We start from the raw sequence: 25,969 nt of genomic DNA, 5'->3' as shown, positions 1-25,969 counted from the left end.
CAGCTTCCCCTTTGGCACCCTCAAACGTCCAAGCCCACGGCAACCGCCAGGGTCGGCGCGATTACCAAGGGCCACGCACGTAGTACACACCGAATTGATCGGTGTGACTAGGCCACGCCGGCGTGTTCTGGAAGCCCGCTGCCGGAGCGTAACCGTAACCGGGGTTGGAACGGCCGTACTGGTGGTGCAGCGGGTACATCAGGTTCTGGCTGACGCCCCAGGAGTAGGTCTGACGCATGTGAGCCGTCGGCGGCACGACCAAGGCCAGCGGCTGGCCGTATTCGATGTGCTGGTAACCGCCGTGCCAGGGGCGGGTCTGAGCAAAGTTATGCGACCACACGTGCGTCACGGCGTAGGGATCGAACGCATGGGCTGGCGAGCTGTCGCTGGCAACCGCCGCGGCGGCCAACACCGTCAGGCAAAACAGTTTTTTCAACATGATGATCTCTTCAGTTCGACAGGCGAGAGGAGAAAAACCCCGGGGGCAGAAAACCGCAGGTCAGGGCAGCCGACGGCGTTAGCGAGGAATTCGCAGCACGTTCCAGTAAAAATTGCTGGCCGCCCGGCCGACGTGCGGGTACGTGTAATGCACCCTGGTGCGATTCATACCGCGACCGTTGTCATAGTAGTTGTGGTACCGGTCTTTGTGGGCGTACAGCATCTCGTGCGGCATAAAGGGCTGGTACGTGTAGTAGGTGTGCCCCACGTTCGGGGGAACCGGCCGAGGCGCCAAATACATCTGGGCGTTGACCCGGTTGGCATAGCCCTGGGTGTAGTAGTTGTAGAACAGGTCGGGCTGGCCGTAGGGCCGGCGGGCCATCATCCCCCCATCGACGACGACGCCGCCATCGACGACCGCTCCGCCATCGACGACCGCTCCGCCGCTGCTCAGGTCGCCCACGTACTGGCTGCCTGGGGCTGCGACCACTTCGTCGGAGACCACATGGGAATTGACGATGTACTCGCCGTGTTGCTGTGCGCTGGCAACCGACGCGGTCACAACCGCCAACGCCGCCGTCGCGATCACCGTGTGAAATTTGATTTGCATGACGTTCGCCCTTGCTTGAATCGAACTGCCTGTTGAATCGCTGGTTCGCCCACCCTCAGTGGACCACCTAGGTTAACTCCGCATTGACGCTCAATCGGCCATCGCCCCCTTCCCGGACCAATGTTTCTTTACCGAATCCCCCGTTGCCGCGGATATTGCCGGCGCTTCCCAAATTGACGTCTGGGGCCATTGCGGTGCAATCGTTACAATCCCCAAAGGCTGCCTCTGGCACCGGGGCGGGAAGAAACAGGTCCCTGGCAGTCGACATACAATCCAACGCCTCACGAACCGACATTCCGCTCCATCCAATAGGACCTTCTGCGTGGCGAAACGGCGCACTACGTCTCGAACCAAGGCCAAGACCAACGGCAAGGCAGCGAGCCCCCAGGCGGCGATCGAACAATCGCTTCAGCAATCCTCGGCGGTCCCGCTGCGGCTGGCCGCCCAGTCCCGCTATCTGAACTACTCGCTGTCGGTGATCACCTCGCGAGCCCTGCCGGACGTGCGCGATGGGCTCAAGCCGGTCCAGCGGCGGATCCTGTATGCGATGGACCAGCTGAACCTGACGGCCACGTCGAAGCATCGCAAGTGCGCGAAAGTCGTCGGCGATACGATGAGCAACTATCACCCGCACGGGGATAGTTCGATCTACGAGGCCCTGGTGCGGATGGCCCAGCCGTTTGCTCTGCGGATGCCCCTGGTCGACGGCAGCGGCAATTTCGGGTCGGTCGACGGCGACAACGCGGCGGCCATGCGGTACACCGAGTGCCGGATGACGGCGGTGACCGCGGAACTGCTTGCGGACCTGGCCACACGGACGGTTCCGTTCCGTGCCAATTACGACGGCACGCGTCAGGAACCGGTGGTTCTGCCCAGCCGGATGCCCAACCTGTTGGTCAACGGCGCCACGGGCATCGCCGTGGGGATGGCCACGAACATCCCGCCGCACAACCTGAAAGAGGTTTGCAATGCGCTGCTGAAACTGTTGAAAGATCCGGACATCAAGGAATACCAACTGGTCGCCAACGATGCGGTCCAGGGACCTGACTTTCCGACCGCCGGCCAGATCATCAACACCAAAGAAGAACTGCGGGAGATCTACGCCACCGGCCAGGGCACGATCAAGCTGCGCGGCACCTCGCAGGTGGTCCAGCCGGAGGGCGCGCGGCGAGGCAGCAAGCGGCGGGCGGCCGGACAACAGCCGGTCCTGCAAATCACGTCCATTCCCTACGGCGTCAACAAGGCGGCGATGGTCGAACGGATGTCGGAACTGGTTTATTCCGGCAAACTGCCTCTGGTCGAAGAGGTCCGCGACCTGTCGACCGACGAGATCCGGGTCGACCTGCTGCTGAAGGCCGGGGCGGATGCCGACAAGGTGCTGGCTTACCTTTACAAGCACACGCCGCTGCAGACGCTCTTTCACGTCAACCTGACCTGCTTGGTTCCCAATGCCAACGCCAATGCCGAAACCAGCTCGCCGGCCCGGCTCGGCCTGAAGGAGATCCTTTGGCACTTCCTGCACTTCCGCCTGGAAGTGGTCACCGAACGGTTGACCAACGAACTGAACACGCTGGAAAAACGCATCCATCTGCTGAAGGGATTCGCATTCGTCTTCGATGTGCTGGACGACATCATTCGCATCATCCGGCGCAGTGACGGCAAAGCCGACGCGGCGGCAAAGATCCTGAAAAAGTATCCGGCCGAAAAAGGCGGACTGGACGCGGAGCAGACCGATGCGATCCTCGAACTGCGGCTGTATCGTCTGGCGCGCTTGGAAATCAACGTGGTCCTGGATGAATTAAAAGCCAAACAGAAGCGGGCTCGCGAGATCCGCAAACTGCTGAAGGACGACACGGCCGACACCAACGCCTCGGGCCGCTGGCAGATCGTGCGAGAAGAGATCGAAACACTCCGCGACACCTACAGCAGCGACAAAGCGAATCGGCGGCGGACCGTGATCGCGACCGCCGCGGAAGAACCCGAGTACAACGCCGAAGACTTTATTGTGGCCGAGGACTGCCACGTGTTGATCACCGGCGACGGCTGGATCAAGCGGCAGAAACAGATCGTCGATCCCAGCAAGAGCCGCCTGCGGAGCGGTGATTCGGTGTTGGCTTGCATCGCCGGCTCGACGCGTCATACCCTGGCGCTGTTCTCGTCGCTGGGCGTCTGTTATACGGTGCGTTTTGCGGACATCCCCCAGTCGACCGGATTCGGCGAACCGGTCCAGAAACTGTTCAAGTTGAAAGACGGCGAGCGGATCATTGCGGCGTTGTCGCTGGACCCGCGAGTGATCGGTGACATCGCCGAAGACCCCAAGAAACCGGAACTGTGTCCGGAAACCCATGCTCTGGCCGTCACCGACAACGGCTTTGCCCTGCGGTTCGGACTCGAGGGTTTCGTCGATCCCTCGACCCGCAGCGGCCGCCGCTTCGCCCGCCCGGCCGCCGGCGCCGCGGTGCTGGACGTGCGACCGGTTCACGGCACCGAGACCGTGCTGGCGGTCAGCGAGAACTGCCGGGCGATGGTGTGTCCGGCCGAGGAAGTGAATTACCTGTCGGGTCCGGGCAAGGGCGTGACCCTGCTGCGGCTGGCCAAGGGCGACCGTCTGCTCGGCTTCAAAGCCTCCGAGGGCGACCGCGACCTGATGGTCGTCAAAACCAATCGCGGAGCCAAGAAGACGATCTCCACGGCCAAGTACCGCGTCACCTCGCGTGGCGGCCGCGGCACCGAAATCCAAAAGAACGGCAAGATCGCCGAGATCGTCGTCGATCCTCCGGCCGCGCCCGCCCCGCTGGAGGAAGTTTGAGATTTGCTGGCTCTAACGGAATCTATGTATGAAGAGATCTATGTATGAAGAGAATCGTTTTCTCCCCTCTCCCCCGCTGCGCCGCGAGCGTCAGCGAGTGAAGCAGTGGTGGGAGAGGGGCCGGGGGTGAGGGGGCTCGGGTGCAACGGAATGACTCATAACGTACGATCCCCAGGGCCGTGCACCGCATCGAGATACGGCCATGGTGTTGCTGCTCTGCATTCCCCCTCACCCCCGACCCCTCTCCCCCGCCTCGCTTACCATCTCCCTCGTTTTCAAACTACGGAAAGTACCGCCCCTGTGAGTACGGTTGCCAAACAATACAACGCTAAAGACATCGTCGCCCTGGAAGGTTTGGAACCGGTGCGAAAGCGACCCGGGATGTACATCGGCGGCGTCAGCAGCGCCGGCCTGCATCACCTGGTCTGGGAAGTCGTCGACAACAGCGTCGACGAAGCGATGAACGGACACGCCACCGAGATCAAGGTCGTGCTTCACAAGGACGGCTCGTCGATCACGGTCAGCGACAATGGGCGGGGCATCCCGGTCGACAAGCATCCCAAGACCAAGAAGCCTGCTCTGGAGATGGTCCTGACGGTGCTGCATGCCGGCGGCAAGTTTGACGGCAACAACTACAAGACCAGCGGCGGCCTGCACGGCGTGGGGGCATCGGTCGTCAACGCCCTGTCGAAAGAGTTGACGGCGGTCGTCAAACGCGATGGCAGCCAGTACCGCATGCAATTCGCCAAGGGCGTGGCCACGTCGAGGTTGCAGAAATTAAAAGGCACCGTTCGCGGGACCGGTACGGCGATCACCTTCGCCCCCGACCCGACCATCTTTCCCAAGACGCACTTCGACAGCGAAACCATTCGCCAGCGGCTCGAGACGGTCAGCTTCATTCATCGCAGTCTGAAGGTCACCTACGTCGACGAAGCGGCCGGGACCCAGCAAACCTATCTGCACGAACAGGGCATCGTGGACTACCTGGGCAAAGTGCTCGAGCAGCGCAGCGCGCGGCCGATCCACGAGAAACCGTTCACCTTGCGTGAGGAGAACGAGCACCGCCTGGAACTGGTCCTGCAGTGGACCGAATCGACCGACGAACACGTTCGTTCCTACGTCAACGGCATCCCTACCGGCAGTGGCGGCTCGCACGAGACCGGCTTCCGCAGCGGTTTGGCCAAGGGCGTTCGCAACTACATCGACACGCACAGCCTGACGCCTCGCGGCGTGAAGCTGTCGCACGAGGACATCCGCGAAGGCTTGATCGCGATCGTGTCGGTGTTCACGTCCGAGCCGCAGTTTCAAGGCCAGACCAAGGACCGCCTGAACAACCCCGAAGTCCAACCGTTCGTCGAAGGACTGGTGCGTCCGGCGATCGAACAGTGGATGAACGACAACCGCTCGGTCGCCGACACGATTGTCGCCCGGATCATCGCGGCGGCCCGGGCCCGGGCCGCCTCGCGAGCGGCGTCCGAAGCGGTCTCGCGCAAAGGCGGATCGAAACGCACGATGCTGCCGGGCAAGCTGAGCGACTGTGTGTCCAGCGGTCGCGGCGATTCGGAGCTGTTCATCGTCGAAGGTGATTCGGCCGGCGGCAGCGCCAAACAGGGTCGGGACCGCAACTTCCAGGCGATCCTGCCGCTCCGCGGCAAGGTGCTGAATACCGAGAGTGCGACGATCAAAAAGATGCTGGAAAACAAAGAGATCCAGGACATGCTGACGGCCATCGGCTGTGGGATCGGCGCGGGCCTTGACCTTTCCAGCCTCCGCTACGACCGCATCATCCTGCTGGCCGATGCCGATTCCGACGGACACCACATCACGACACTCCTGCTGACGTTCTTCTACCGGCACATGCCGGCCCTGATCAGCGACGGACGTCTGTACATCGCCCAGCCGCCGCTGTTCCGCGTCGACATCGGCAAAGAAACCTACTGGGCCGCCGACGAAGCCGACCGGGACCGCATCCTGCAAGAACACAAGGGCCGAGCCAATCCCGAGATCACACGTTTTAAGGGCTTGGGCGAAATGATGCCCAAGGTGCTGTGGGAGACCACGCTGAACCCGGCCACGCGGCGATTGTTGCGGGTGGAGGTGGACGACCACTTGGAGACCGACCGGGTGATCGCCGACCTGATGGGCCGCGACGCTTCGGCCCGTTTCCGCTTCATTATGGAACGAGCCGAAGAGGTCGAAGAGCTGGACGTGTAGGCCAGAGTCGCCTTTCGCTCCGCGAAAGTAGCGGAGCATCCCCTCTCAGGCTTCGGTGCCTGTGAAACAGTTTGTTCTCGGCTGGGACAGCCGAGCTACTTTGTGGCTTAGGCGGCGGCCGTTTGTTCGTCGGTTGCGGGCAGGCGGATGATGAAGGCGGTTCCTTTGCCGACGGTGCTCTCGACCCGAATTCGGCCTCGATGCGTCTCGATGATCTCTTTGCAGGCGGCCAGTCCCAGCCCCGTGCCTCCTTTACCGCTTTCGTCCGGCCCCTGCTTGGTGGAATAAAACGGCTGGAAGATCTTGGGCAGTTCCGACGCCGCGATGCCGCTGCCGTAGTCTCGCACCGACAGCACCAACTCGCCGCCGTCGGCCCGGGTCTGGATCAAAACCGTACCGCCTTCGGGCATCGCTTGCCGCGCGTTGATCAACAGGTTCAGCAGCACGCGTTGGATTTGGTTGGCGTTGGCCACGGCCAGGGGCGTATCGTCGGCCAGGTCGGTTTCGATGGAAACGCGATACTTGCGCATTTCGCGTTCCAGCAGGACCAGCGAATCGGCGATCAACTCGCGCACATCGGTGGGTTTTAATTCGCCATCGCGATGACGGGCCTGGGCGAGGATGGTGGCCGTGATCTTGGCGGCCCGCTGCGAGGCGTCCAGGATGCGGTCGAAGGCTTTGTCCCGCGAGGACTCGTCCTTGTTGCGGATGCCGAGGCGCGCGTAATTGATAACGGTCGTCAGCACGTTGTTGAACTCGTGCGTCGCCGTGCTGGTCAACTCCCCCAGGGTGGCCATCGACTGCATGGCCGAGAGTTGCTGCTGTAGCTGGGCGACTTGCTGTTCCAGTTGTTCCGACACGGATCGGCTACCTTGTATGGGGGGCAATGACGTCGAGGGATGGATTCCGGTTGGAATGATCTATCGGGACGTAGCAGCCGTTCGCTATAGAAGGATTACGTCGGCCCGCACGCTTTGACATTCGATGCTTTAGGTTTGTCCTGCCGTGGTGCCGACAAGCTAGGCACGCGATCTTTCTTTCGGTCGCAATCCAAACTCCCACCGAGGGTGTCGAGATGTCTGAGAGCCAGCAGGATGCTGCCGTAATCGAACGAAACGTGGTCCAGCGAATGCGTCAGCGGCTGGCCGAAGCTCGGCGGGCCGGGTTTCGCATCCGCACCGAATGGCTTTGTGGCGAGACCACTGGCTGGTGCGAATTCGGCGGCTCGCGTTGGATCTTTGTCGACCTCTCGCTGTCCCTGCCGGAACAGCTCGCCCAGCTGGAAGAAGCCCTGCAGTCCTACCACGCGGCCGCCTAGCATCGTGGCCTGCGGCTTCCCTACTCAAACATCTGTCGCCGCAGCAGGCCAACCGCCTGCTTCTCTGCGGCGGTCAATTGGTCGTCGGCATCGGCGACGGCTTGATCAAAACGATCCGGCAGGACGAACAGGATGGCCGGGTTATCGATGTCGCTGTTTTCGGCGATCGTGTGCAGCAGCGTCTGATGGTGGTAACTGATGCGGTGCAGCCGGCACAGCTGGTTCCACAACCGTTCGGACGCTCCGATCCGCCGCTGTTCGGGATCGCTGTAGCAGTAAACCGCATATCCGGCCAGGGCGGCCAGGATCGGTACGGCCGCCAGCACGGCATAACTGGTCAGAGAACCGGGATGGATCATGCTCGAGCCTCGTTTCGGTGCTGCAGGGCCTCCAGGGCGGCATCGCGAATCGCCCCGACGGGCCCCTCGGACAACTGCAGCAGTAGGCGGTAGGAAGATTCATCCGTCGCGAATTTCAACGCATCGAGCGCCCGCACGCGAGCCTCCAAGTGATCGTTGGCCACCATCCTCAGCAGCGGTTCACAGACGTCGTCGACGACCTCGAGGGCCACAGCCGCCAGGATCCCTTCCAGACGTCGCCCGAGCACCGGATGACGCAGTCGATCGGTAACGGTCGCGATTGCCTGAGGATCGATCTGCAAGACGACGCGTCCGATCCTCCGGCGGGTCGCCATCCGCAGCTCGTCCCACTGGCCCATCACCGCCGCTGCAGAGAGCGGCGAAAAGATGCGGCGGAGCGGTTTGGCGTAGGGCGATCGGTCCTCCGCCAGAGCGTGAATGGCTCGCCGCAACAACCGCACGGCCGGCTCCTCGACCTGCACGGCCCGTTCGGCGACCTGCGCGACCCGTTCGGCGACCTGGGCGGCGGGCTCGGCGGCGGGCTCGGCGACCTGGGCGGCCCGTTCGGCGGCCGCCAGGCCGGGACTGGCCGCCGCTCGCAGCAGCAGATCCTTGTCCAGGACCGGAAACCGCAGCAGCGTCTGCATCAGCGGACCGGCCAATTCCGAAGCGTCCTGATCCAAACTCTCCAGAGCGTCCAGCAACCGCGTGAGCGCCCGCACCGAGTCGCGATCGCTGACCGCGTAGACCAGAGCCAGCGTCAGCCGGTCATGACGAGAAAGCGTTTGCGGCTCCAGGTGCTCGGGCTGGAAGCATCGTGGCAGTCCCATCAGCGCCAAGTTCCGCCGCGTATGGCCGCTGAACTTGTCGCCGATCGAAGCCAACAACTGCCTGGCAAACACCGCGTCGCTACGCTCGGCGATACGCTCCTCCAGCTCGCTGCACAGCCGTTGGCGATGGACCATCGCGGCCAACAGCTCCGTGACGGCGGCCTCGCGGCTGGTTGCCAGCCGCCGCAGCAGCACCTCTCGCGTATCGGTTCCCGGGGCCAACAACGTCAACAGCTCGCTGTCGTTGGGCCCACAGCAGCTGAGCAGGGCATCGACCAGTCGGTCCTGTTGATGGACCGGGTAACGCAGCACCGAAGTCGCCAAGGCTCGCTGCAGGGGCCGTCGGACGAGCGGACGATCGCGGTCCTGCCGGGCTTCTGCGCCGATCTCGCTGGCCAGGTCGAAGACGGTCCGCTGCGCCAAGACCCGCACCGGCTGGCTGGCATAGCTTTCCGCCACATCGATCACGGCCGGAACCAATCCGAACGAGCGGAGCGTGACCATCATCTCCAGGGCTCGCAGCAACCGCGCGTCGTCCTGGCCCTCGAGCACCGTTTGCAGGGCGGCAGCCAACCCGGCCGGCGCGTCGGCCAACCGCGCCCGGGCCTCGCCGTCGAACTGGTCCCAGAGGTCGATCACCAACTCGTAACCCTCCGGCTCGTCCCGCCGCACGATCGTCTCCAGAGCCCGTCGCCGCACCACCGCTTGGTGCGTGCGCAGGGCCGGCCGCAGCACCTCGAGGACGGGGTCCTGCGGAGCGGTCTCGAGGAATTGAAAGGTGCGTTCCAGGCCGTTCATGAAAGGCAACGAGCAGAGGGATGGCGGTTCCGGATAAAAGACCTCATCGATTGCCTGACCGGCAAGCTTGACTCAGAACACAGGCTTTGCCAGCGAACCATCCCAAGTGCCGCCTTGGAATCGTTGCAACCCACAGGATCCTCGCCCCGCCCGACCTCTCCATCGACGTCGCGGAAACGGTATACTGAGTGGTTGAACGTTGCCTCCCCCTCCCACCTTTGACTGCTATGTCTTCGCCAGCTGACGCTTCGACGTTGCTTGACCGTCATTTCCTGGAAGTTCGCGCTCGACTGCTGGAAGTCGCGGCGACCTTGGACCGTTTGGACCGAGCTCAAGGGGACGTGTCGGGCGACCCGCGTAAAGACCAATTGGACCGAGCCATCGCGATGTTAGCGGACCCCGAAGCGGGACGTGCCGAGCGATTACAGCGATTGTTCTCGCGGGCCTACAGCGAGGACTGGCGGTCCCAGATGGAGTTGTAGGGATTGCCGGCTGGCCTTCGAACAGCGCTCCCCCCAAACGGTTCTCTCTGAAGCTTCTTTTTTTCTCGCCCCCATCCGCAGCCGCAACGACATGGATTACATCGATCCGCACATCCACATGGTCTCCCGTATCACCGACGACTACGCGACGCTCGCCCGCATGGGCTGTGTGGCGATCAGCGAACCGGCGTTTTGGGCCGGTTTCGACCGCGGTTCGGCCGATGGTTTTCGGGATTACTTTCGGCAACTGACCGAAGTGGAACCGCAACGCGCCGCCCAGTACGGCATCCAGCACTTCTGCTGGCTGTGTATCAATGCCAAAGAGGCGGAGAACGTCTCGCTGGCTCGCGATGTGATCGCGATGATCCCCGAATTTCTCGACGCCCCGGGCGTGTTGGGGATCGGCGAAATCGGGCTGAACAAGAACACGCGTAACGAGTCGATCGTGTTTCTCGAACACATGGAATTGGCCATCAAGCATGACCAGCCGATCCTGATCCACACGCCGCACCTGGAAGACAAGTACCAGGGAACCCGCATGATCCTCGATATGCTCAACGGCGACTCGCGAATCGATCGCTCGCGCGTCCTGGTCGATCATGTCGAAGAACACACGATCCGAGCCGTGCTGGACGACGGTTACTGGGCCGGCATGACGCTGTATCCGGTCTCCAAATGCACGCCCCAGCGCGCGGCCGACATGATCGAAATGGTCGGCCCCGAGCGGTTACTGGCCAATTCCGCGGGCGACTGGGGCCCGAGCAAACCGACGGCCGTGCCGGATCTGATTTTCGAACTGCGGCAGCGCGGCCACAGCGAATCGCTGATCCGTAAGGTCGTTTACGACAACCCCCGCGAGTTCTTCGCCAAAAGCAAAAACTTCCGCTTCACCCCACGCTCCTAAAGCACCATGTTCGTAGCTGAAGTCGCCAGACTTTGGACCAGACATATCCTTCGCGTTTCCCCACCCCACCAAACTCTGGCGAGTTCGGCTACGTTTACTCGACCAATTCGCGGATGAAAACGGGCTGGGGGTCGCCGTTGCCGCGGAGCTTGTTGCAGGTGAAGAACTCCGAAACGTAACGCTGGGGCGCGGAGTGTTCGGGGACTTTGAATCGATCGCCTTTCTGCAACACCGGACGGTACTCGTCCATCTTGCCAAACTGCCGCGTTCCGGCGACCTGACAGGGAAACCAGTGCCCGTTTCCTTCGGCGTCTTCCAAGTAGAACTCCGGATAGCAGTGACCGGGAATCCAGACCATGCGAGCCGGCACGCGGAGGTTGCGGCAGATGGCGATGAACAGGCTGGTCAGTTCTTCGCAGTCGCCCGTGCCGTCGCGGAGTGCTTCGTCGGCGGCTTTGATCGGTCCTTCGGTATAGGTCACGTTGTCTCGGACCCAGTCGTAGGCCAGCTCGACGCGGTGCCAGTCGTTCTCCGCTTCCATGGCGGCGATCTCGCGAGCGACCGCGCGGATGCGGGCGTCGGTGGTCTGAATGTAGGGACTGTTGCCCATCGCCAGACGCAACTCACGGTCGATCCGCTTGGGGATCCGCAGCTCGGCCGCCTGTTCCGGAGTCGGACCCAGGATTCGCGAACGTTCAATCTCGAACGTCAACAACAGCGCTACTTCGCTACCTGCCGGAGCACGATCCATCAGGACGCGAACCTGACGCACGCCACCGGCAAGGTCACGCGGTCCCCAGTTGCTGACCAGCGGATCCACCTGCTGGTCGACCAGACGGACTTTCTGTTCGGGCCATTCCACCGGCACCGGAAACGTGGCCTGGATGTTCACACAGTTCGCGCCACGGGTTTCCAAACGCAGGCCGATCTGCCATGTCTGCGTCTGCCCGTCGGCGTATTCCAGCAGCGGTCGGTCGGCGCCCGCCTCATCGGCCGCGGGATCGCCGGCGTCCGGGTCCAGGCCGGCTTGTGCATAAACCGACGGCGACGCCAGCCCCAGGGCAACCGTCACACAGCAGAGGGAAATCAGGGCCTGTTTCAGGCCGAAAGATACAGTGCTCATACGATCCATGGTAATCGGCGAGGGACGAACAAGAGCGACGACTACGGCGAAACGCTACCCATATTCGTGCTGGGCGTCATCGGCTGTGGCGGGGCACCGTCGCTGTAGAACGTGGATCCGGGCACCGTGTACTCGCCGCGCGGCGTCCAGGGATTACCGACACCACCGTAGGGCAGCCCCGTTCCGATGATGCCACCGTCAAAAGCCGGCGCGTAACTGGTTGCTCCCTCGTACCCGCATCCGGGCTCGCCGGCGTAGGGCGAGACCGCCGGTCCGCAGGCTCCGCCACAGGGTGAAGGCATGGCCGGCGGCGCGATGTTCAGAGCCGGAGCGTCGGAGGCGCAGGGGCCGCAAGCGGCTCCGCGACCAAACAGGATATTCCGAAGGCCACAGCAACCGGTCGTGGACAACGTTGTCAAAGCCAAAACAGCCATTAAAACTTGAGTCTTCATTACATTCCCCATGTCGTGCAAAGCGAGCGTATTCGATTGACTCCCACACGGAGCCGTACAAATCTAGGACGCCGTTGGTGTGGTGCAAACGCAACATGTGTTTTTTGGGCAACAATTTGTTGAGGCAACTCCACAACACCCTTGATTGATCACTCCCATGTTCGCACGGCAATTCCTGTTTATCTTCTGCATGACGCTCACGGCACCGGTCGCCGTGGTGCGCGGCACCACGCCCGATCGAGTTGCGGTTTCGCGGGACGCTGCGCCGTCGCTCGGGGTGCCCGCTCCCGACTCGCCGGCGATCCGCACTGCCGGCACGCCCCAAACGCCGTCCGATTCGCTGTGGTTGTTGGATACTCGCCGCCTGACGACAAACGTCTGCCGGGCCGATCTCCAGCACCCCGGGTTTCGGATCAGCCGTCTGGATCGCTGCGGCCGGGCTGCCGCGTCGAGTTTGGCAGAATACTTGGCCGCCGAACCGGAGGAAGTCTTCGTCATCTATATCCATGGCAATCGCATGGAAGCCGGACGTGCTGCGCACCGCGGTTTGTTGGTCTATCGCCGGACCATGGCTCACCGCTGCGAGCTCACCCCGCCGGTGCGTTGGTTGATCTGGAGCTGGCCCAGTGCGCAGGAAGGTTTGCTGTTGTCCGACGCTCGCGAAAAGGCCCAGCGAACCGATTCGCAGGGTCTGTACCTGGCATGGTTGATGCGTGAATTGATCGACCGAGGGCACCGTCCGCGGTTGATCGGCTACAGCTTCGGCGGCCGCATCGCGACCGGCGGTCTGCACGCCCTGGGCGGGGGAAACCTGGCCGGCCGCTCCTTGCCGCCGCCGCACATCCAGGGCGCTCATGTCTCGGCGGGGTTGATCGCTCCGGCGCTGGGTGAGGATTGGTTGTGCGCCCACGGCTATCATGGCGGTGCCACGCGCAACTTGGCGTCGTTGACGATTCTTTACAATCGCCGCGACGCCGTCCTCAAACGCTATCCGTTTCTCGATCCCGGTTCGCAGGCACTCGGTTATCGCGGTCCCCAAGGTTTCGGACCGCGCTATGACGGCAGCCGGTTGCCGGTGCGGGCGCGCAACTGTGCGGGAACCGTCGGCCGGCGACATGTCGAAGCCGATTACTACCTGGGCGAATGCAACGCCGGAGCCGAGATGTACCGCATGCTGCTGAAAGAAACGCCCCAGTGAGCAACATCGGCAATGACGCAACCATCGGTTTTCTGTCCGGCGACTGGATGCCGCGATCCGAAATGCGAATCGCACTGGAAGACTTCGCCTTCCTGCAGGGCGTGACCGCGGTCGAACGACTGCGCAGCTACGGCGGCAAACTGTTTCAGGTGCCGGCACACCTGGCGCGCCTGCAGCGCTGCTTGACCGGACTGCAGATCGATGCGGCGGACTACGATTTTGATTCGCTGCTGCGAGAACTCGTTGTGCGGAACGCCGACTGGATCGCCACGCAGACCGCTTTCGGCGTCACCCTCTTCGTCACGCCCGGACTGTTTCACGCCGATCAGCCCACCGTCGGCCTGCACTGCAATGCCCTGGACCCTGTGCGGATCGCTCGGCACCAACACGAGGGACAACCGCTGGTCCTGACCGACGTGCATCAACCCAGCGAGCGGTGTTGGCCGCGGAGCTGGAAGGTTCGCACTCGGCTGCATTACTACTTGGCCGATCAAGCGGCCAGAAGAGTTCATCCGGAGGCCCTGGGCGTGCTTCGTGACGACGACGGCTCCCTGACCGAAACCAGCGTCGCCAATCTGGCAATCGTCGCTGGCGAAACCATCGTTAGTCCACCGCGGGATCGTGTGCTGCCCGGCATCACGCAGGAATTTTTGCAGCGGCACGCCCGGCTGGAAGGGATTCCGTGGCGGCACCAACCGCTCCGGCCGGCAGAATTGCGTCAGGCCGACGAGATCCTGTTGTTCGGTACCACGGCCGGCGTCTGGAACGGCTACTGCGACGACAGCGATCTGCGTCCACCCGCCGGGGGTGGCCCGATGTGTCGCCGGCTACGCGCGGCTTTCCCGCACGGCGGCTGACCCTCGGCTGGCAAGGCGGTATACTTTGACCGCGCCGGCCATGCCGCTGCCGTTTACGGGCCCGCCCCGTTTGCGGAGTGTACTGCGTCCAGCCGGCGAGAGGCGTTCTGGTTCAACTTGATTTCAAGCATGATGATTGCTCCGGCCGGAGGAGAGGCAGATTTCCATGGGTGTATTAAGCGGCAAGAAAGCGTTGGTCACGGGTTCTTCGCGAGGAATCGGCCGTGGGGTGGCTGAGGAACTGGCGCGGGCCGGCGCGGACGTGATCGTCAATTACCGCAGCCACGGCGACGAAGCCGAACAGGTGTGCGAGACCTGCCGCGCCCAGGGAGTCCAAGCCCACGCGATCCGTGCTGATATGGGCCAGCAGGAACAAGTCGAAGACCTGGTCGATCAAGCGGTCGACAAACTGGGCGGCCTGGACATCGTGGTTTCCAACGCCGTGTACAGCGACCGCGAACTGTTCTATCAAGCGGACTTGGACGGGTTTCGCAAAACCATCGACGTCAGCATGTGGGGCGCGTTCTATTTGGTCCGCAAAGCATCCCTCACCATGCAGGCCTCCGGAACCCAGGGAAACATCGTCGCGATCAGCAGCCCCCATGCGCACCTGGCCATCCCCGGCGCCATGGCCTACAACATGGCCAAAGCCGCCGTCGATCAAATGGCTCGCACCGCCGCGGTCGAATTGGCTGAGTTCGGCATTCGCGTGAACATCATCCATCCCGGCTGGACCGATACGCCCGGCGAACGCAAATTCTTTTCCGAAGAAACGCTCCGCGAACGCGGCAGCGAATTGCCGCTGGGCCGACTGGGACACAGCGACGAGATCGGCAAAGGCGTCGTCTTCTTGGTCAGTCCCGAAAACGCCTACATCACCGGCAGCACCCTGACGATCGACGGCGGGATCCAGTTGCCCTGGCGCGAGATGTATCGCACCAAAGAGAAACCGGCCGAGGCCTGAACCGGGCAGGCACCTGGGCCGGGCAGGCACCTGGGCCGGGCAGGCACCTGAACCGGACAGGCACCTGGGCCGGGTAGGCGTTAATCGAGCCCGGCGCACAGCGCCGGCGGCTCGTAGAAGCCCAGCTGCGTCGATCCGTAACGGCGGATGTCCCAGGGTTCCATCGGCAACTGAGCCATGTCCCAGTGGGCATCGGTTTCGGTCACGATCACGCTGCCTTGTGGTGCGTGGGCGGCAACCCATCGCAGCATCTCGAACAACTCTTTCTGCTTCTCGTCCCAGAACACGTAGGGCGGGCAGACGAAGACCAACCAGGGCACTGGTTCCTCCTCGCGCGTCATCAACTGCGGCAACATGCGAAACGCGTCCCCGATCACGACGCGCAACCGGTCCTCCACCTGCAGTTGCTTGACCGCTTCGTGGATCGAGCGGGCCATCGGTCGGTTGGTTTCAAAACACACCGCCCGGGCGGCTCCACGGCTGAGCGATTCGAAGCCCAGGACGCCGGTCCCGGCGAATACGTCCCAGGCGACCGCGCCCTGCACCGCTTGCTTTCCCAACACATTGAATAAGTTTTCGCGAACGCTGTCCTTCATCGGCCGAGTCGAACGCTGGCCGTTGTAGCGAATCTGGCGGCCGCCCATCGAGCCGCCGATGATCCGCAGATTCGTCGGTCCAATCGACTTCAGCGGACGCTTTGTTTTGGTTTCGCCACTCTTGCGCGACGAGCGTGTTCGCGGTCCGGATCGCCCAGCCATACAATGCCTTTTTTCGTGTTCGACCGGCCCACCAGCGAAGCATTCTGTGTGGCGGGGGTGGTCGAAGGAGTGCCCATCAAACCTTTCAGGATCGTCCTGCGTAGTGTACCGCATGAATACCGTCCACCGGAACCATCGTTTATTCGTCTGTGCCGCTTCCCTCGTCCTCGCCCTGGCACTGCCCTGGTCGCTTGCGGCCCAGGACAATGGGGGGGATGCCATCGGCCCTGTCCCGCCAGTCGACGCCCAGGATCACTCAGGGCACGTCCATGAAGCACCGCCGGCCGCCCCCGCAACCAGGCCCCCGCGATTTTCCTCCGCGGCCGCGATCAATGTCGATGTCGACCCCGAGATGCAGGAGATGATGACGGAGTTCGACCGGCTGACGACCGCCTGGGCTGAGGAGATCGGGGTCGTCCGCGAGGCTCAGATCCGTTTCCACAACGGGACCGACCAAACCGAACAGGAATATCGGCAGATCGTCCAGCAACACCAACAGGTGGTCCGCGAGCGGTTCGAGGACGTGTTCCAGCAGGCGATCAAAATGCTGCGGCATCAGTCCGAAGGGCAGGGTTACCTGAAAAGGTTTCTGTCCCGCACGGTCGCCCATCGCGGCAACCTGGACTGGTATGAAGGTTTGGCCGAAGCGGTCGATATGCTGGAGCAGTTTCTGGGAGAACACGCCGAGCCGAGTTTCTACTCGGTCGCCGGACGGGTGCACACGGTGGCCGGCAATTTCGAGAAAGCCAAAAACTACCTGCAACAAGCCCTGCAGACCGAGGAGCCGCAGGATAACGACCTGCGGCTGCTGGCCACCATGGACAAGCTGGCCGAGGCGTATCAGGCCGAGCAACAGCGTTTGGCCAACGATCCCGACGACCTGCCGCTGGTGGAACTGAACACAACCCGGGGACGCGTCGTGATCGAACTGTATGAAGACCAGGCACCCAACACGGTGGCGAACTTCATCCAACTGGTCGAGCAGGGTTTCTACGACGAACTGCCGTTTTATCAGGTCATGGAACACCTGTTCGCCATGACCGGCGACCCCTACGGCGACGGCACCGGCAACTCCGGCCAATACATCCCCGACGAAGCCGATCACCCCGACGCTCGCGCGGCCCTGCACGGATCTCTGGTGATGGCCAAGTTAGCGATTGCCCGAGATCCCGAAGGCCGTACCGTTCCCGATTCGGCCAGCAGCCAATTCATGATCATGTACCTGCCGATGGACTTTCGACAAGGCAAGTACACGACGTTCGGGCGAGTTGTCGAAGGCATGTCTGCGGTCGCCTACTTCACGCGGATCGACCCCACCAAGGAAAAGGACGAGAACGAAGTCCAGTTGCCTCCGGACCGTATTCTGACCGCCCGAGTGCTACGTAAACGCGACCACGACTACGCCGTCGAGTACGTCGAACGCGAATCGGCTCTGACACCTGCCGGGCTGCCTGCGAGCAACTAAGCACGTCGCAACCTTTATTTCGGCATCACTCTCCCTTTGGGAGAGTCGGGCTCTTAGGCCCGGAGAGGGTTTGCATCGTCAAAAACGACGGCTCCGCGACCCCGGTATACCGCACTGCTCCGTCGCATCATCTGTTCGAGAGGAGTCCACGTTCGAGAAAAGCCTCGAACGACGGAGCCAGCTCATGGATGCCGCCGAAGTTGTGGTCCTCGACCAACACTTTGCCGGTCGGCGTCTCAATCCCAAACGGATTGCCGCCACCGTCCCATCCGATGACGAACACACCAGCCATTGTCCATCCGGCCTCACGCTCGCATTCTGCCCTGAACCTGCGATGTGTTTCGGGCAGTTCATCGATTCCATCGACCCATTCGCTACCGATCGTGCCACCCCCGCATTGAAGTAGGAACCAGCGAAAGTCATCCGGAATCGGACCAAAGGTCGATTCAAACGCCTTCAGTTGACCTTCCGTTGCGCTGGCGTGCTTGCATCCGTCCGGCAGTGCGGCGAATGCATCGGCCAGCTGATCACGTTTCGAATCGTTCATACCATTTTCCCCACCGTCGGTTGGGGGCAGCAGCATTGTAGCGTCATCCATGCGTTCTCGAATCGTTGATTCACCAAGTCATCTTTGCGAATCCAATAATAGAGCATTCCGCAATCGCCCCACATGATGTCCACGCCGTCGTCGCTGTCGAGCTGGAGCAATAGGACCCAATCATCGGCACCTGGCTCGAGTGTTCTTCGCCTTGGATCTTCGTATCCGGTCGGATCGCCGCAATACAGCCCGTTGGTGACCAGTTGAGCTTCAAGCTGCATGTCGCCTTGGATGTTTGAAGAATGACCGAGCAAGTGATGGTTGCCAGCATTCTCGCGAATTGAGTAAAGATCTTCGATCTGTGCTGACAGTTCAAAATACGAATTCAACTCTTCGTCGGAGAATTGCGCCGTTGCCATAAGCGAATCCCCGGCACGCGAGCCGAAATGCGGCAGCGTTTGCATCGCATAAAAACGAATTGCGCATTCAGAAAGAGCGAACTGGTCGTCGGGAATGTCGTGCGACCGTAGCTCACTCACATCGGGCGTATAGATGACACGGAAACCATCGAGATCCGCCGGGTCGTAGCCCCAGGGTTGGTCGTTGAGGTCGTATAGGAATGTGAGCAGTCCAGAGGCGGGAAGAAGACGCGTTGACTCGTACTCGTGTGCTTCGGCAAGGTTAATTTGGAGCAAAAAGTCCAGCGGCCGCCCCTTGTTGGTTGGCCAAGCGAAATTCGGTGGAAGGTCGGGCCGTCCGCCGAGTTTGCTTACAGCCAACGCGCGCGTCCTTGACATCGGTTCCAGCGAGATGCCGACCGCAGGCATCGCCGCTTCACGAAGTTGCGAAGCGATTCGCGTCAACCCTGCGCTGGTCAAAAGCTTGTCAAATCGTGGGTGCATGATTCTGGTGAAAAACGTCAACGATTACCGGGTCGCGGCGCTTGATGTTCCATCGACTTCGGAAGTTCCATTCGGCGGCTCACCTGCATCCGATGGTTCGCCGCCATGGGAACGGGACAATCTCTGATCCGTGTCAACATCAAGCAAATCCATCCTATCGTGATCCCAAACGACGACTTGCGTACCACGCTCGCCGTTTTCATCAGGCTCAGCACGAAGGTATGGCCCGACGCGTATGTGTCCCGCGTACTTTCCGTCACCTTTGTAACTTAGAAGAAAACTGAGCCATCCGGGAACTTCGTGGGTTTATCCAGACTGCGGGATTTTTGCTAGGCATAGCGGTGGTGTCCGAAGGGTGTGGTCTAACGGACCAAAGATGCTGGCGGCAGGCGATGCTTGCCGCCAGCCAGAGGCACCACGGGTCGCACCCCGACCGCGATATCCCTGGCACCCCCGCGTCCCCGCAGAGCTTGCTTCCGTTTCTCACGGCAACTTCAACGTAAAGGCTGGAGACTCCTTAGGCGATTCACCCGGGCACTACCACGGGTGCCTCCGAAAATCTACTATCCTTGGCTTTCCCACGACAACCCCGGAGGCACCTAAATATCGGTCCATCCGGGATTCTCGTGGGTTCATCTCAACTGCGGGATTTTCTTAGGCATAACGGTGGTGTCCGAAGGGTGTGGTCTAACGGATCAAAAATGCTGGCGGCAGGCAATGCTTGCCGCCAGCCAGGGGCACCACGGGGTGCACCCCGACCGCGATATCCCTGGCACCCCCGCGTCCCCGCAGAGCTTGCTTCCGTTTCTCGCGGCAACTTCAACGTAATGGATGAAGACACCACAGGCACATCATTCGGACACCACGGCAATGCCTCCGAAAATCCACCATCCTTGGCTTTCCCACGACGAACCCGGAGGGACCGAATAGATGGACACGGGAGTCGTTGATTGCAGGTCTTTCGTAATCAACACACCGATAACACGTAGTTCAGCCAGGCTCGTTGCTGGGAAGGCGAGGCAGGTCAACAAGGTCAGTAAGGGAAGTACGCGAATCTGCCACGGTCCTCGCTGTTTAAGAACCGTTGGGAAACACCTTCGACATTTCCCAACGGTTGCTGGAGCAACCGTTGGGCAGATGAAATTGCGGCGTGACAGCCACGGCAGTGGCGACATGTGGTAGCCCTGGGTGCGGGCCCCAGGGAACGGCCCCCCGCCACCACGCAAGTCCCGGAGGGACGACAGGAACTGAAACAACCAAGGCGGTTTCGTGTCGGTTGGAATCTGCGAGTCATCGAGGTAAACGGTCAGAATGATTCGTTCCATATGGTACCAGCCTAACACAATCTCATCGGGTACGATCCCGACAGATCGAAGGTGTGAATTCAACAGTTGGCAGTACGGTTCGGCATCGGTGGCGAAGGAGTGACTCTGCGACGGATGGGTACCGTCACTCAGTTTGCGCTGGTCATCGGAGGACAATGTTGCGGCGTGCTTGGCAAAGAGGTGTCGTCGCAGTTCGCCGTACTCCGCGATGTACCGATTACGGAGTTCAGCGTCGTCTAGCGAGACGAACCCCGCCGGTACGTTTTCCCCCGCCATCCAGGCGTCAACGGAATCGTAGAGCAGATGCCGAGGCGTCATGGATTGTGAATCATTTCATCGACAGAACGTAACCAATCACCCGGCGGCGACGAGAGATTGTCCATCTGAGAACGCCCGAATTCGCCGCTCGGGTGCATTGGATTGTTACCCGCTGTCTGGGCGTTGCAGTTCGGTTTCGCGGTCTAGCGCTTCCCCCCAGATATTGATTTCGCACTCAAATCGTTTCGGGTCTGATGCTTCGATTTTGATCGCCATTGGTATGAAGCTGCGGCCGCGATACTCAGGGACGGCTGAGTAGTTCTGGAGGTCGCCGGATTCAACCAACGGAGCAATGACATTAAGGTCCGTACTGCGTTTGATGTCCGCGATTCCAATTGGAACGTAAACGATGTTTCTGGGGTCTTCAGCACCACCGAATTCCGGTGGCATTAAATACAGCGGTTCGAGTTGCCCTTTTTCGACCAGCGCAAGAGCCTTTTCTCGCGTATCGACGTCGGAGAAATCGGGGCCGTGTGCCGGTGTTCCGAGCTCCTTCGATTTACGTTTCCAGAACGGCATCGGCCTCTTCGCTCCATGGTTGTTGAGTCAGACTCGAATGCGGATAACGTCGGCCATCACCGGGCACGGCCATTGTGGCTTTCATTTGTGAACGCGCCATGCCGTGCTCCGGTGGATGGCATGGTTATGCGGCCTTTACGCATCCTGGAAGTCATCTAAGTCATCAGCAACGTCGCGCGCGGTTGGCCGATAATTATCACCCGAAAACAACCCGCATGCCATCCCAAGCCAACCAAATACACCGCAGCCAAATATGTACATATGCCATGCAGGAACCCGTGCACCTGGGACAATTGCAGTCGCAAGACCGGCGCCAATGACAGCACCAACGAACGTTCCAAGCACAATGTTTCGACGATGGACACCTGATACCGTAAGCGAACCCAATGTGGCACCACACCCGCCGCCGACAAATGCAATGAAGGCGATGCCAATGATTATTCGCTTCACGATTTCAAGGACCATCGGATCAGGCTCTCGATTCGCATCCTGCATGTACATCGCGATCAGTATCGCCGGCGACACGGCAAGGACGGCACCGACCTTCATGCCGAAATACATCCGCTTATCCAATGCGACGGGATCAGCGCTTTGGCCGTGCCTACCTTCAGTATCCTTTTCTTTAACAGGTACGAATTTTTCGCCGCCGGGTATATTTTTCGCAGCGGTGAGTTTCAGGAATATAAGCAAGCCGCGCGAGAATGTTTCTGCGGAGCTAGTTTTGTACAAGACGTTGGAGATAGCCAAGACAATACCGAAAACGCCGCCAATAATCGCGAGTCCAATCCCGTGCTCAATTCGGCCTGCAGTAATCAGTGCGACACCGAGGCCAGAGCCAATGGCGCAACCAATGGTGCAGCGAAGTATGACCATCAATGACTTCATCGTTTCAGGATACAAGGCAAATCGCCAGCTACTCTTGCCGCAGAACGGCAGCGGTAACGGGACCGCCGCCATAAAACTATGATTTCAAAACCGGCGTCTTCGGCGTCTCCCGTTCACCGCATTCTTCTGTCGCGATTCTTGTCAAACGGTAAACCACTTCCATTCCGATTCATCGAGTTCGCGAACGTAGGCAAGCCGCAATCTAGGGGGCGAATGTTCGACCGATTCTACACGAAACTCGTGATGTGCCCAAGGAATGGTACTTGTGTCGCGGTTTGTGATTGAAACAGCAATGGAGTATTCCATTTTGAGGCGGGGTGACCAGAAGAATATCTCGGCATCGGGATGGTCGGATGGCATTGTCTTGGCGTGCATGGTCTGACCAACATCGGGAATCGAGTCGCCGCAGTCGGTTGTCTGATAATGAACGCCAAGTTGTTCGAGCAATAGAGTGTTATTCCGACAGGCTGGGCATCTTGCGAGCTCGCCGGAACACATGCTACCTGCGGGAATTCGATCCGAAATCAGGAATTGCCGGTCGCAGTCGGGGCATCTTGGTGGTTGATATAGGAACGGGATACGAACCGCGGATTTGACAGATGAGCAAGTCAAGCACCCATACAAGTGTTCGACGAAGCAGAATGGTTGACTTTGGAAACCGCATTCACATCGGAGTAATGCTTCGCCGGGCGGCAATTCAAAATCAGGCGGCACATCGTTCATTTAACGCCCCAGCGACAGAACGTCAGTGGTCACACGGCGGCGACCCAGGATTGTGTGAACACGAAACGACGTTGCCGCCGCTCGTGTGCACCACATGGTTCTTGCGCGGCGATTGCATTGGCGGACGGTTCGCCAAGGCTGCCGATCTAGCTCAACTTCAGGATACCGGCCGGATCGGGACCTAGCAACAATTGACCGCGCAACCTGCAAGTCACACCGTGTATTTTCCTACCTCCATTTTCCTACCATCTGCTCGCGAGGGACAGGTAAGAACATGGAGGTAGGAAGATATGTGGGGGTCGATATCCGCGCCCGGTTCTCACCCAACGGCAGGGGCGAAGACTAACGGGAAGTCCAGCAACCATCGGAAATCTTTGCGGTCGACCGTGCGTCCAATACGGACCTGCCCCTTACGAGGCTTGGCACTTGCGGATCGGGGCATTCGACCGCGCAACGACAGACAGCAAGAACAATGGATTATTAGCGGGTTAGTGGGGCATTATAGGGGGTTTTGCGCGGGTCAGCCGGGCTTTTTGCGGAGTTTTGCCGGCTCACCCGGTCATTATTACAAACCACCCGCTAGGACTGTGGGCCTTTGCGTATCCAACAGAAAGTGCGGAGCGTCGTTTGATTGATAGTCGAATCCCAGGACGTCGCCCTAGGCTGACATAAGGTTGCCCCCTTGGGCCGCGGATCGCCCAACGTAGACCGGCCGGGACAGCCGGGCTAGTGTTGCTTGCATTTCACAGGCTGGAAGCCTATGCCACTGTTCACAGGCTGGAAGCCTATGCCACTGTTCACAGGCTGGAAGCCTATGCCGCTGCTCACAGGCTGGAAGCCTATGCCACTGTTCACAGGCTGGAAGCCTATGCCACTGCTCACAGGCTGGAAGCCTATGCCACTGCTCACAGGCTGGAAGCCTATGCCACTGCTCACAGGCTGGAAGCCTATGCCACTACTCACAGGCTGGAAGCCTATGCCACTGCTCACAGGCTGGAAGCCTTTTGCTACGGGTTGCGGCCGGGGAGGGGGAGTTGGACTGTTTCCTTCGCCCTCCCCGGCTTTGATGCTGCGGCCAGGGGACCGTTACCGGGCCAGGGTGTCGGTTTCCTGGCCCCCGTTGGCGATGCGGGGCTGGAACGGGCTGGAGATCGAGCGGACGAAGTCCAGAACCGCTTGCAGGTTCGCGTCGATCTCCTCGAGCCGCTCTGCCGCCAACGCAGCGCCGAGGTCGCCGTCACTGCCAGCTTCCGCCACTGCGTCACCGACTTCAGGAGCATCGAGCTGGACAAGCTCCGAGGCGGCCGGTTCCGAGCGGTCGGTTTCGACTGCGGCAAACGCCTCCTCCGCTTCGCTGTACTCGTACACGTCGGCGAAGTCTTCCAGCGGGCAGCAGACGGTCGGCGTGTCGCGGCGGTCTTCGATGACCACCGCCAGCGACGACTCGGCCGGCTCCGCAACCTCCACCGCCGCGACACTGGCCGCCGGCTCCGCGGCCGGAGCCATCTCGACCGCCAGGGCGTCCGCCTGGGGAGCGGGCGGTCCGACCAGGGCTGGAGCCGCGGCCGCCGCCGGCAGTTGCTCGCCCAGCGAAGCGAGCAGCGACTGGGCCTCGTCGACCGCGCGGTAGCTGGCCGAGTACAGCCGCGCGCCAAAGTGGGCCGGTTGGAGGCGGGTCCGCAGCCAACCATCCTCTGCGAGCGCCTCGCCGGCTCGCCACTTCAGGTCTTCCAGCAAACAGTCCAGCGACCCGACCTGCCGCGCAAGCGCCGCGTCCAAGATCGACTGGGCCGGCTCCGGAGCACTGGCTACGGCCGCCGCGGTCGACGCGCTGGCGAAGGGTTCGATCCGTCCATCGTCGATCTTGTCCAGCTCGGTCGCCACCAGCGGCTGCTCAACCGCCGCGGACGCCTCCGGCTGTGTGGGCTGGGCAAACAGCTCTTCGGCCGCCGGCTCGTGTTCGACCAGCTCGTGCGTGACCGGCTCTTCTTCGGCAAACTCGGCCATGGCGGTGTCGGCGGCCAGCGGAATCTGCAGTTCACGGCGGGGCCGGGGGATGCCGTCCGCGAAGATCTGCCACTCGAGAGCATCGGTCGCCGTCAGGTCATACGGCAGGTACTCTTCCGGATCGCGAAGCGTGCAGATGATGGGCGCGTCCATCAGCCGCGCGACCTCGGGCATCGCCCGCGGCTGGCCGTCGACCAATTCTTCCACCTGCTCGACCACCTCGGTGACCACTTCGATCGCTGGCAGCGTGCTCTCGGGTTCGTCAACAACCGCAACTTCCGCAGCGGCGTCTTCACCGAGCGGAGCGACTTCCTCGGCTTCGGCCGCCTCGCCACCGCTTGCGACGATCTCCGCCACCTCGACCGCTTCCGCCGCTTCGACCATTTCCGTGTTAGCCGCTTCGACTTCAGCGATTTCGACTTCGGCGACTTCGACTTCAGCTTCTACGACTTCGGCTTCTACGACTTCGGCTTCGATGACTTCGATTTCGGCGACCGCGACTTCGGCGGCGGGGTTGTCGAGCGACTGCTGGCCGGCCTGGCAATCGATCTGCGTTCCTAGTTCGGCCTCAGTCGCCGCTTCGGCTTGCGAGCATTCGGCGGCCACTTCCGAATCTGCCTCGAGGGGCGTTTCTTCAGGAACGCAGTAGGTTATGCCGGCCAGGGCGTTGGCCGCGGCGATTCGGGCCGCTTCGTCTGTGGTTACTTCGGCGTTAATCGGAACCGGCGAATGGGAACATTGGTTGATAAAGTGCTGGGCTTGGGCGAACGTGGGGAACAAACACAAAGCCAAGCCGGCCAACCAAGTGCGCAGTTGGAGTTTCATCTTCGAGTCCTCCTGACAAAGCTCGCCGAGCATCCATGATGCGGATATAAGGCAGGCGAGTTTGTAAATAATTTGGGGTGGGAATAAAAAGGATGGGCGACGCGAGGGTCGCAGGGGGATCTGATGAATGCTATCGGCGACTTTGCGGAGGAGGGTCAAGGTGCCGGTTGCGAAAAGCCAGACGATTCGCGGTGTCGGTGCCGGTTGGGTGGTTTGGACCGGTTCGTTGGCGGCGGACCGGGTGTCCGGATTGACCGAGCGCCGAACCCTAGGGGCAATGCGGCGGTTCACAGGCTGGAAGCGGGGTGCCACAGAGTAGCTCGGCTGTCCCAGCCGAGGCGCGTTCTT

The 25,969-nt window shown here is 61.3% G+C and carries 24 protein-coding genes; 9 read left to right on the top strand and 15 right to left on the bottom strand.

The genetic code is table 11. The features are described from left to right. Positions 1-61 precede the first annotated feature (61 nt). The gene (locus tag GE027_RS10350) at positions 62-439 is read right to left on the bottom strand and encodes a hypothetical protein (RefSeq protein ID WP_202617382.1); all 378 of its coding nucleotides are present in this window, start codon (positions 437-439) and stop codon (positions 62-64) included. A 78-nt stretch (positions 440-517) separates the two neighbouring features. Next, complete coding sequence (locus GE027_RS10345; protein ID WP_237607446.1) at positions 518-1,048, bottom strand: hypothetical protein; 531 nt, start codon at positions 1,046-1,048, stop codon at positions 518-520. A 322-nt stretch (positions 1,049-1,370) separates the two neighbouring features. Here GE027_RS10345 and GE027_RS10340 point away from each other — a divergent pair, with 322 nt between their 5' ends. Then, entirely contained in the window at positions 1,371-3,857 is a 2,487-nt protein-coding gene (locus GE027_RS10340; RefSeq protein ID WP_153557117.1) for a DNA gyrase/topoisomerase IV subunit A, read from the top strand. Positions 3,858-4,157: 300 nt separating this feature from the next. Further along, positions 4,158-6,071, top strand: coding sequence for a DNA gyrase/topoisomerase IV subunit B (locus GE027_RS10335; RefSeq protein ID WP_153557116.1), 1,914 nt, complete (start codon positions 4,158-4,160; stop codon positions 6,069-6,071). Between the two features lie 107 nt (positions 6,072-6,178). Here the strand turns inward: GE027_RS10335 and GE027_RS10330 are convergent, their stop codons facing one another. Then, entirely contained in the window at positions 6,179-6,931 is a 753-nt protein-coding gene (locus GE027_RS10330; protein ID WP_390621584.1) for a sensor histidine kinase, read from the bottom strand. Between the two features lie 215 nt (positions 6,932-7,146). Here GE027_RS10330 and GE027_RS10325 point away from each other — a divergent pair, with 215 nt between their 5' ends. Further along, positions 7,147-7,389, top strand: coding sequence for a hypothetical protein (locus GE027_RS10325; RefSeq protein ID WP_153557115.1), 243 nt, complete (start codon positions 7,147-7,149; stop codon positions 7,387-7,389). A 20-nt stretch (positions 7,390-7,409) separates the two neighbouring features. On the opposite strand, the gene GE027_RS10320 is transcribed toward GE027_RS10325, so the two are convergent. Both GE027_RS10320 and GE027_RS10315 read right to left on the bottom strand, forming a co-directional pair. Next, positions 7,410-7,748: a hypothetical protein gene (locus GE027_RS10320; RefSeq protein ID WP_153557114.1), complete on the bottom strand. Its 339-nt coding sequence runs from the start codon at positions 7,746-7,748 to the stop codon at positions 7,410-7,412. Next, positions 7,745-9,376, bottom strand: a complete 1,632-nt coding sequence (locus tag GE027_RS10315; protein ID WP_153557113.1) for a hypothetical protein — start codon at positions 9,374-9,376, stop codon at positions 7,745-7,747. Before GE027_RS10315 ends, GE027_RS10320 begins: the two co-directional genes overlap by 4 nt. A 227-nt stretch (positions 9,377-9,603) precedes the next feature. Between GE027_RS10315 and GE027_RS10310 the strand changes: the two genes are divergently transcribed. Further along, entirely contained in the window at positions 9,604-9,858 is a 255-nt protein-coding gene (locus GE027_RS10310) for a hypothetical protein (RefSeq protein ID WP_153557112.1), read from the top strand. Positions 9,859-9,949: 91 nt separating this feature from the next. Next, positions 9,950-10,762 (top strand): TatD family hydrolase, encoded by an 813-nt coding sequence (locus tag GE027_RS10305; protein ID WP_153557111.1) that lies wholly within the window; start codon positions 9,950-9,952, stop codon positions 10,760-10,762. Between the two features lie 94 nt (positions 10,763-10,856). On the opposite strand, the gene GE027_RS10300 is transcribed toward GE027_RS10305, so the two are convergent. Continuing rightward, on the bottom strand, positions 10,857-11,885 hold the full coding sequence (locus GE027_RS10300) for a transglutaminase-like domain-containing protein (RefSeq protein WP_153557110.1): 1,029 nt from the start codon (positions 11,883-11,885) through the stop codon (positions 10,857-10,859). A gap of 41 nt (positions 11,886-11,926) precedes the next feature. Further along, positions 11,927-12,304: a hypothetical protein gene (locus tag GE027_RS10295; RefSeq protein ID WP_162006668.1), complete on the bottom strand. Its 378-nt coding sequence runs from the start codon at positions 12,302-12,304 to the stop codon at positions 11,927-11,929. 190 nt (positions 12,305-12,494) lie between these two features. Between GE027_RS10295 and GE027_RS10290 the strand changes: the two genes are divergently transcribed. The 3 genes from GE027_RS10290 to GE027_RS10280 all read left to right on the top strand — a co-directional run bounded on the left by GE027_RS10290 (position 12,495) and on the right by GE027_RS10280 (position 15,356). After that, positions 12,495-13,535 (top strand): hypothetical protein, encoded by a 1,041-nt coding sequence (locus GE027_RS10290; protein WP_153557108.1) that lies wholly within the window; start codon positions 12,495-12,497, stop codon positions 13,533-13,535. Continuing rightward, positions 13,532-14,392, top strand: a complete 861-nt coding sequence (locus tag GE027_RS10285) for an aminotransferase class IV (RefSeq protein ID WP_162006667.1) — start codon at positions 13,532-13,534, stop codon at positions 14,390-14,392. The genes GE027_RS10290 and GE027_RS10285 overlap by 4 nt, the downstream gene beginning before the upstream one ends. Before the next feature lie 166 nt (positions 14,393-14,558). Continuing rightward, positions 14,559-15,356: an SDR family NAD(P)-dependent oxidoreductase gene (locus tag GE027_RS10280; RefSeq protein ID WP_153557106.1), complete on the top strand. Its 798-nt coding sequence runs from the start codon at positions 14,559-14,561 to the stop codon at positions 15,354-15,356. 80 nt (positions 15,357-15,436) lie between these two features. On the opposite strand, the gene GE027_RS10275 is transcribed toward GE027_RS10280, so the two are convergent. After that, positions 15,437-16,114, bottom strand: a complete 678-nt coding sequence (locus GE027_RS10275; protein WP_153557105.1) for an RsmD family RNA methyltransferase — start codon at positions 16,112-16,114, stop codon at positions 15,437-15,439. A 112-nt stretch (positions 16,115-16,226) separates the two neighbouring features. Between GE027_RS10275 and GE027_RS10270 the strand changes: the two genes are divergently transcribed. Beyond that, complete coding sequence (locus GE027_RS10270; protein ID WP_162006666.1) at positions 16,227-17,579, top strand: peptidylprolyl isomerase; 1,353 nt, start codon at positions 16,227-16,229, stop codon at positions 17,577-17,579. A 127-nt stretch (positions 17,580-17,706) separates the two neighbouring features. Here the strand turns inward: GE027_RS10270 and GE027_RS10265 are convergent, their stop codons facing one another. The 7 genes from GE027_RS10265 to GE027_RS10235 form a co-directional block, all read right to left on the bottom strand. After that, positions 17,707-18,126, bottom strand: coding sequence for an SMI1/KNR4 family protein (locus tag GE027_RS10265; RefSeq protein WP_153557103.1), 420 nt, complete (start codon positions 18,124-18,126; stop codon positions 17,707-17,709). Continuing rightward, positions 18,123-19,019 (bottom strand): YwqG family protein, encoded by an 897-nt coding sequence (locus GE027_RS10260; RefSeq protein WP_153557102.1) that lies wholly within the window; start codon positions 19,017-19,019, stop codon positions 18,123-18,125. Before GE027_RS10260 ends, GE027_RS10265 begins: the two co-directional genes overlap by 4 nt. Positions 19,020-19,870: 851 nt before the next feature. After that, a complete protein-coding gene (locus GE027_RS10255; RefSeq protein ID WP_153557101.1) occupies positions 19,871-20,662 on the bottom strand; it encodes a hypothetical protein in 792 nt (263 codons plus the stop codon). Between the two features lie 105 nt (positions 20,663-20,767). Further along, on the bottom strand, positions 20,768-21,181 hold the full coding sequence (locus GE027_RS10250; protein WP_153557100.1) for a hypothetical protein: 414 nt from the start codon (positions 21,179-21,181) through the stop codon (positions 20,768-20,770). A 135-nt stretch (positions 21,182-21,316) separates the two neighbouring features. Further along, complete coding sequence (locus tag GE027_RS10245) at positions 21,317-22,066, bottom strand: hypothetical protein (protein WP_153557099.1); 750 nt, start codon at positions 22,064-22,066, stop codon at positions 21,317-21,319. 141 nt (positions 22,067-22,207) lie between these two features. Further along, positions 22,208-22,513: a hypothetical protein gene (locus GE027_RS10240; protein ID WP_153557098.1), complete on the bottom strand. Its 306-nt coding sequence runs from the start codon at positions 22,511-22,513 to the stop codon at positions 22,208-22,210. 1,362 nt (positions 22,514-23,875) lie between these two features. Next, positions 23,876-25,621, bottom strand: a complete 1,746-nt coding sequence (locus GE027_RS10235; RefSeq protein WP_153557097.1) for a hypothetical protein — start codon at positions 25,619-25,621, stop codon at positions 23,876-23,878. Between the last annotated feature and the right edge of the window lie 348 nt (positions 25,622-25,969).

The sequence above is a fragment of the Roseimaritima sediminicola genome (assembly GCF_009618275.1).
GTDB classification, from domain to species: domain Bacteria; phylum Planctomycetota; class Planctomycetia; order Pirellulales; family Pirellulaceae; genus Roseimaritima; species Roseimaritima sediminicola.
This window is presented reverse-complemented; position numbering and strand designations above follow the sequence as displayed.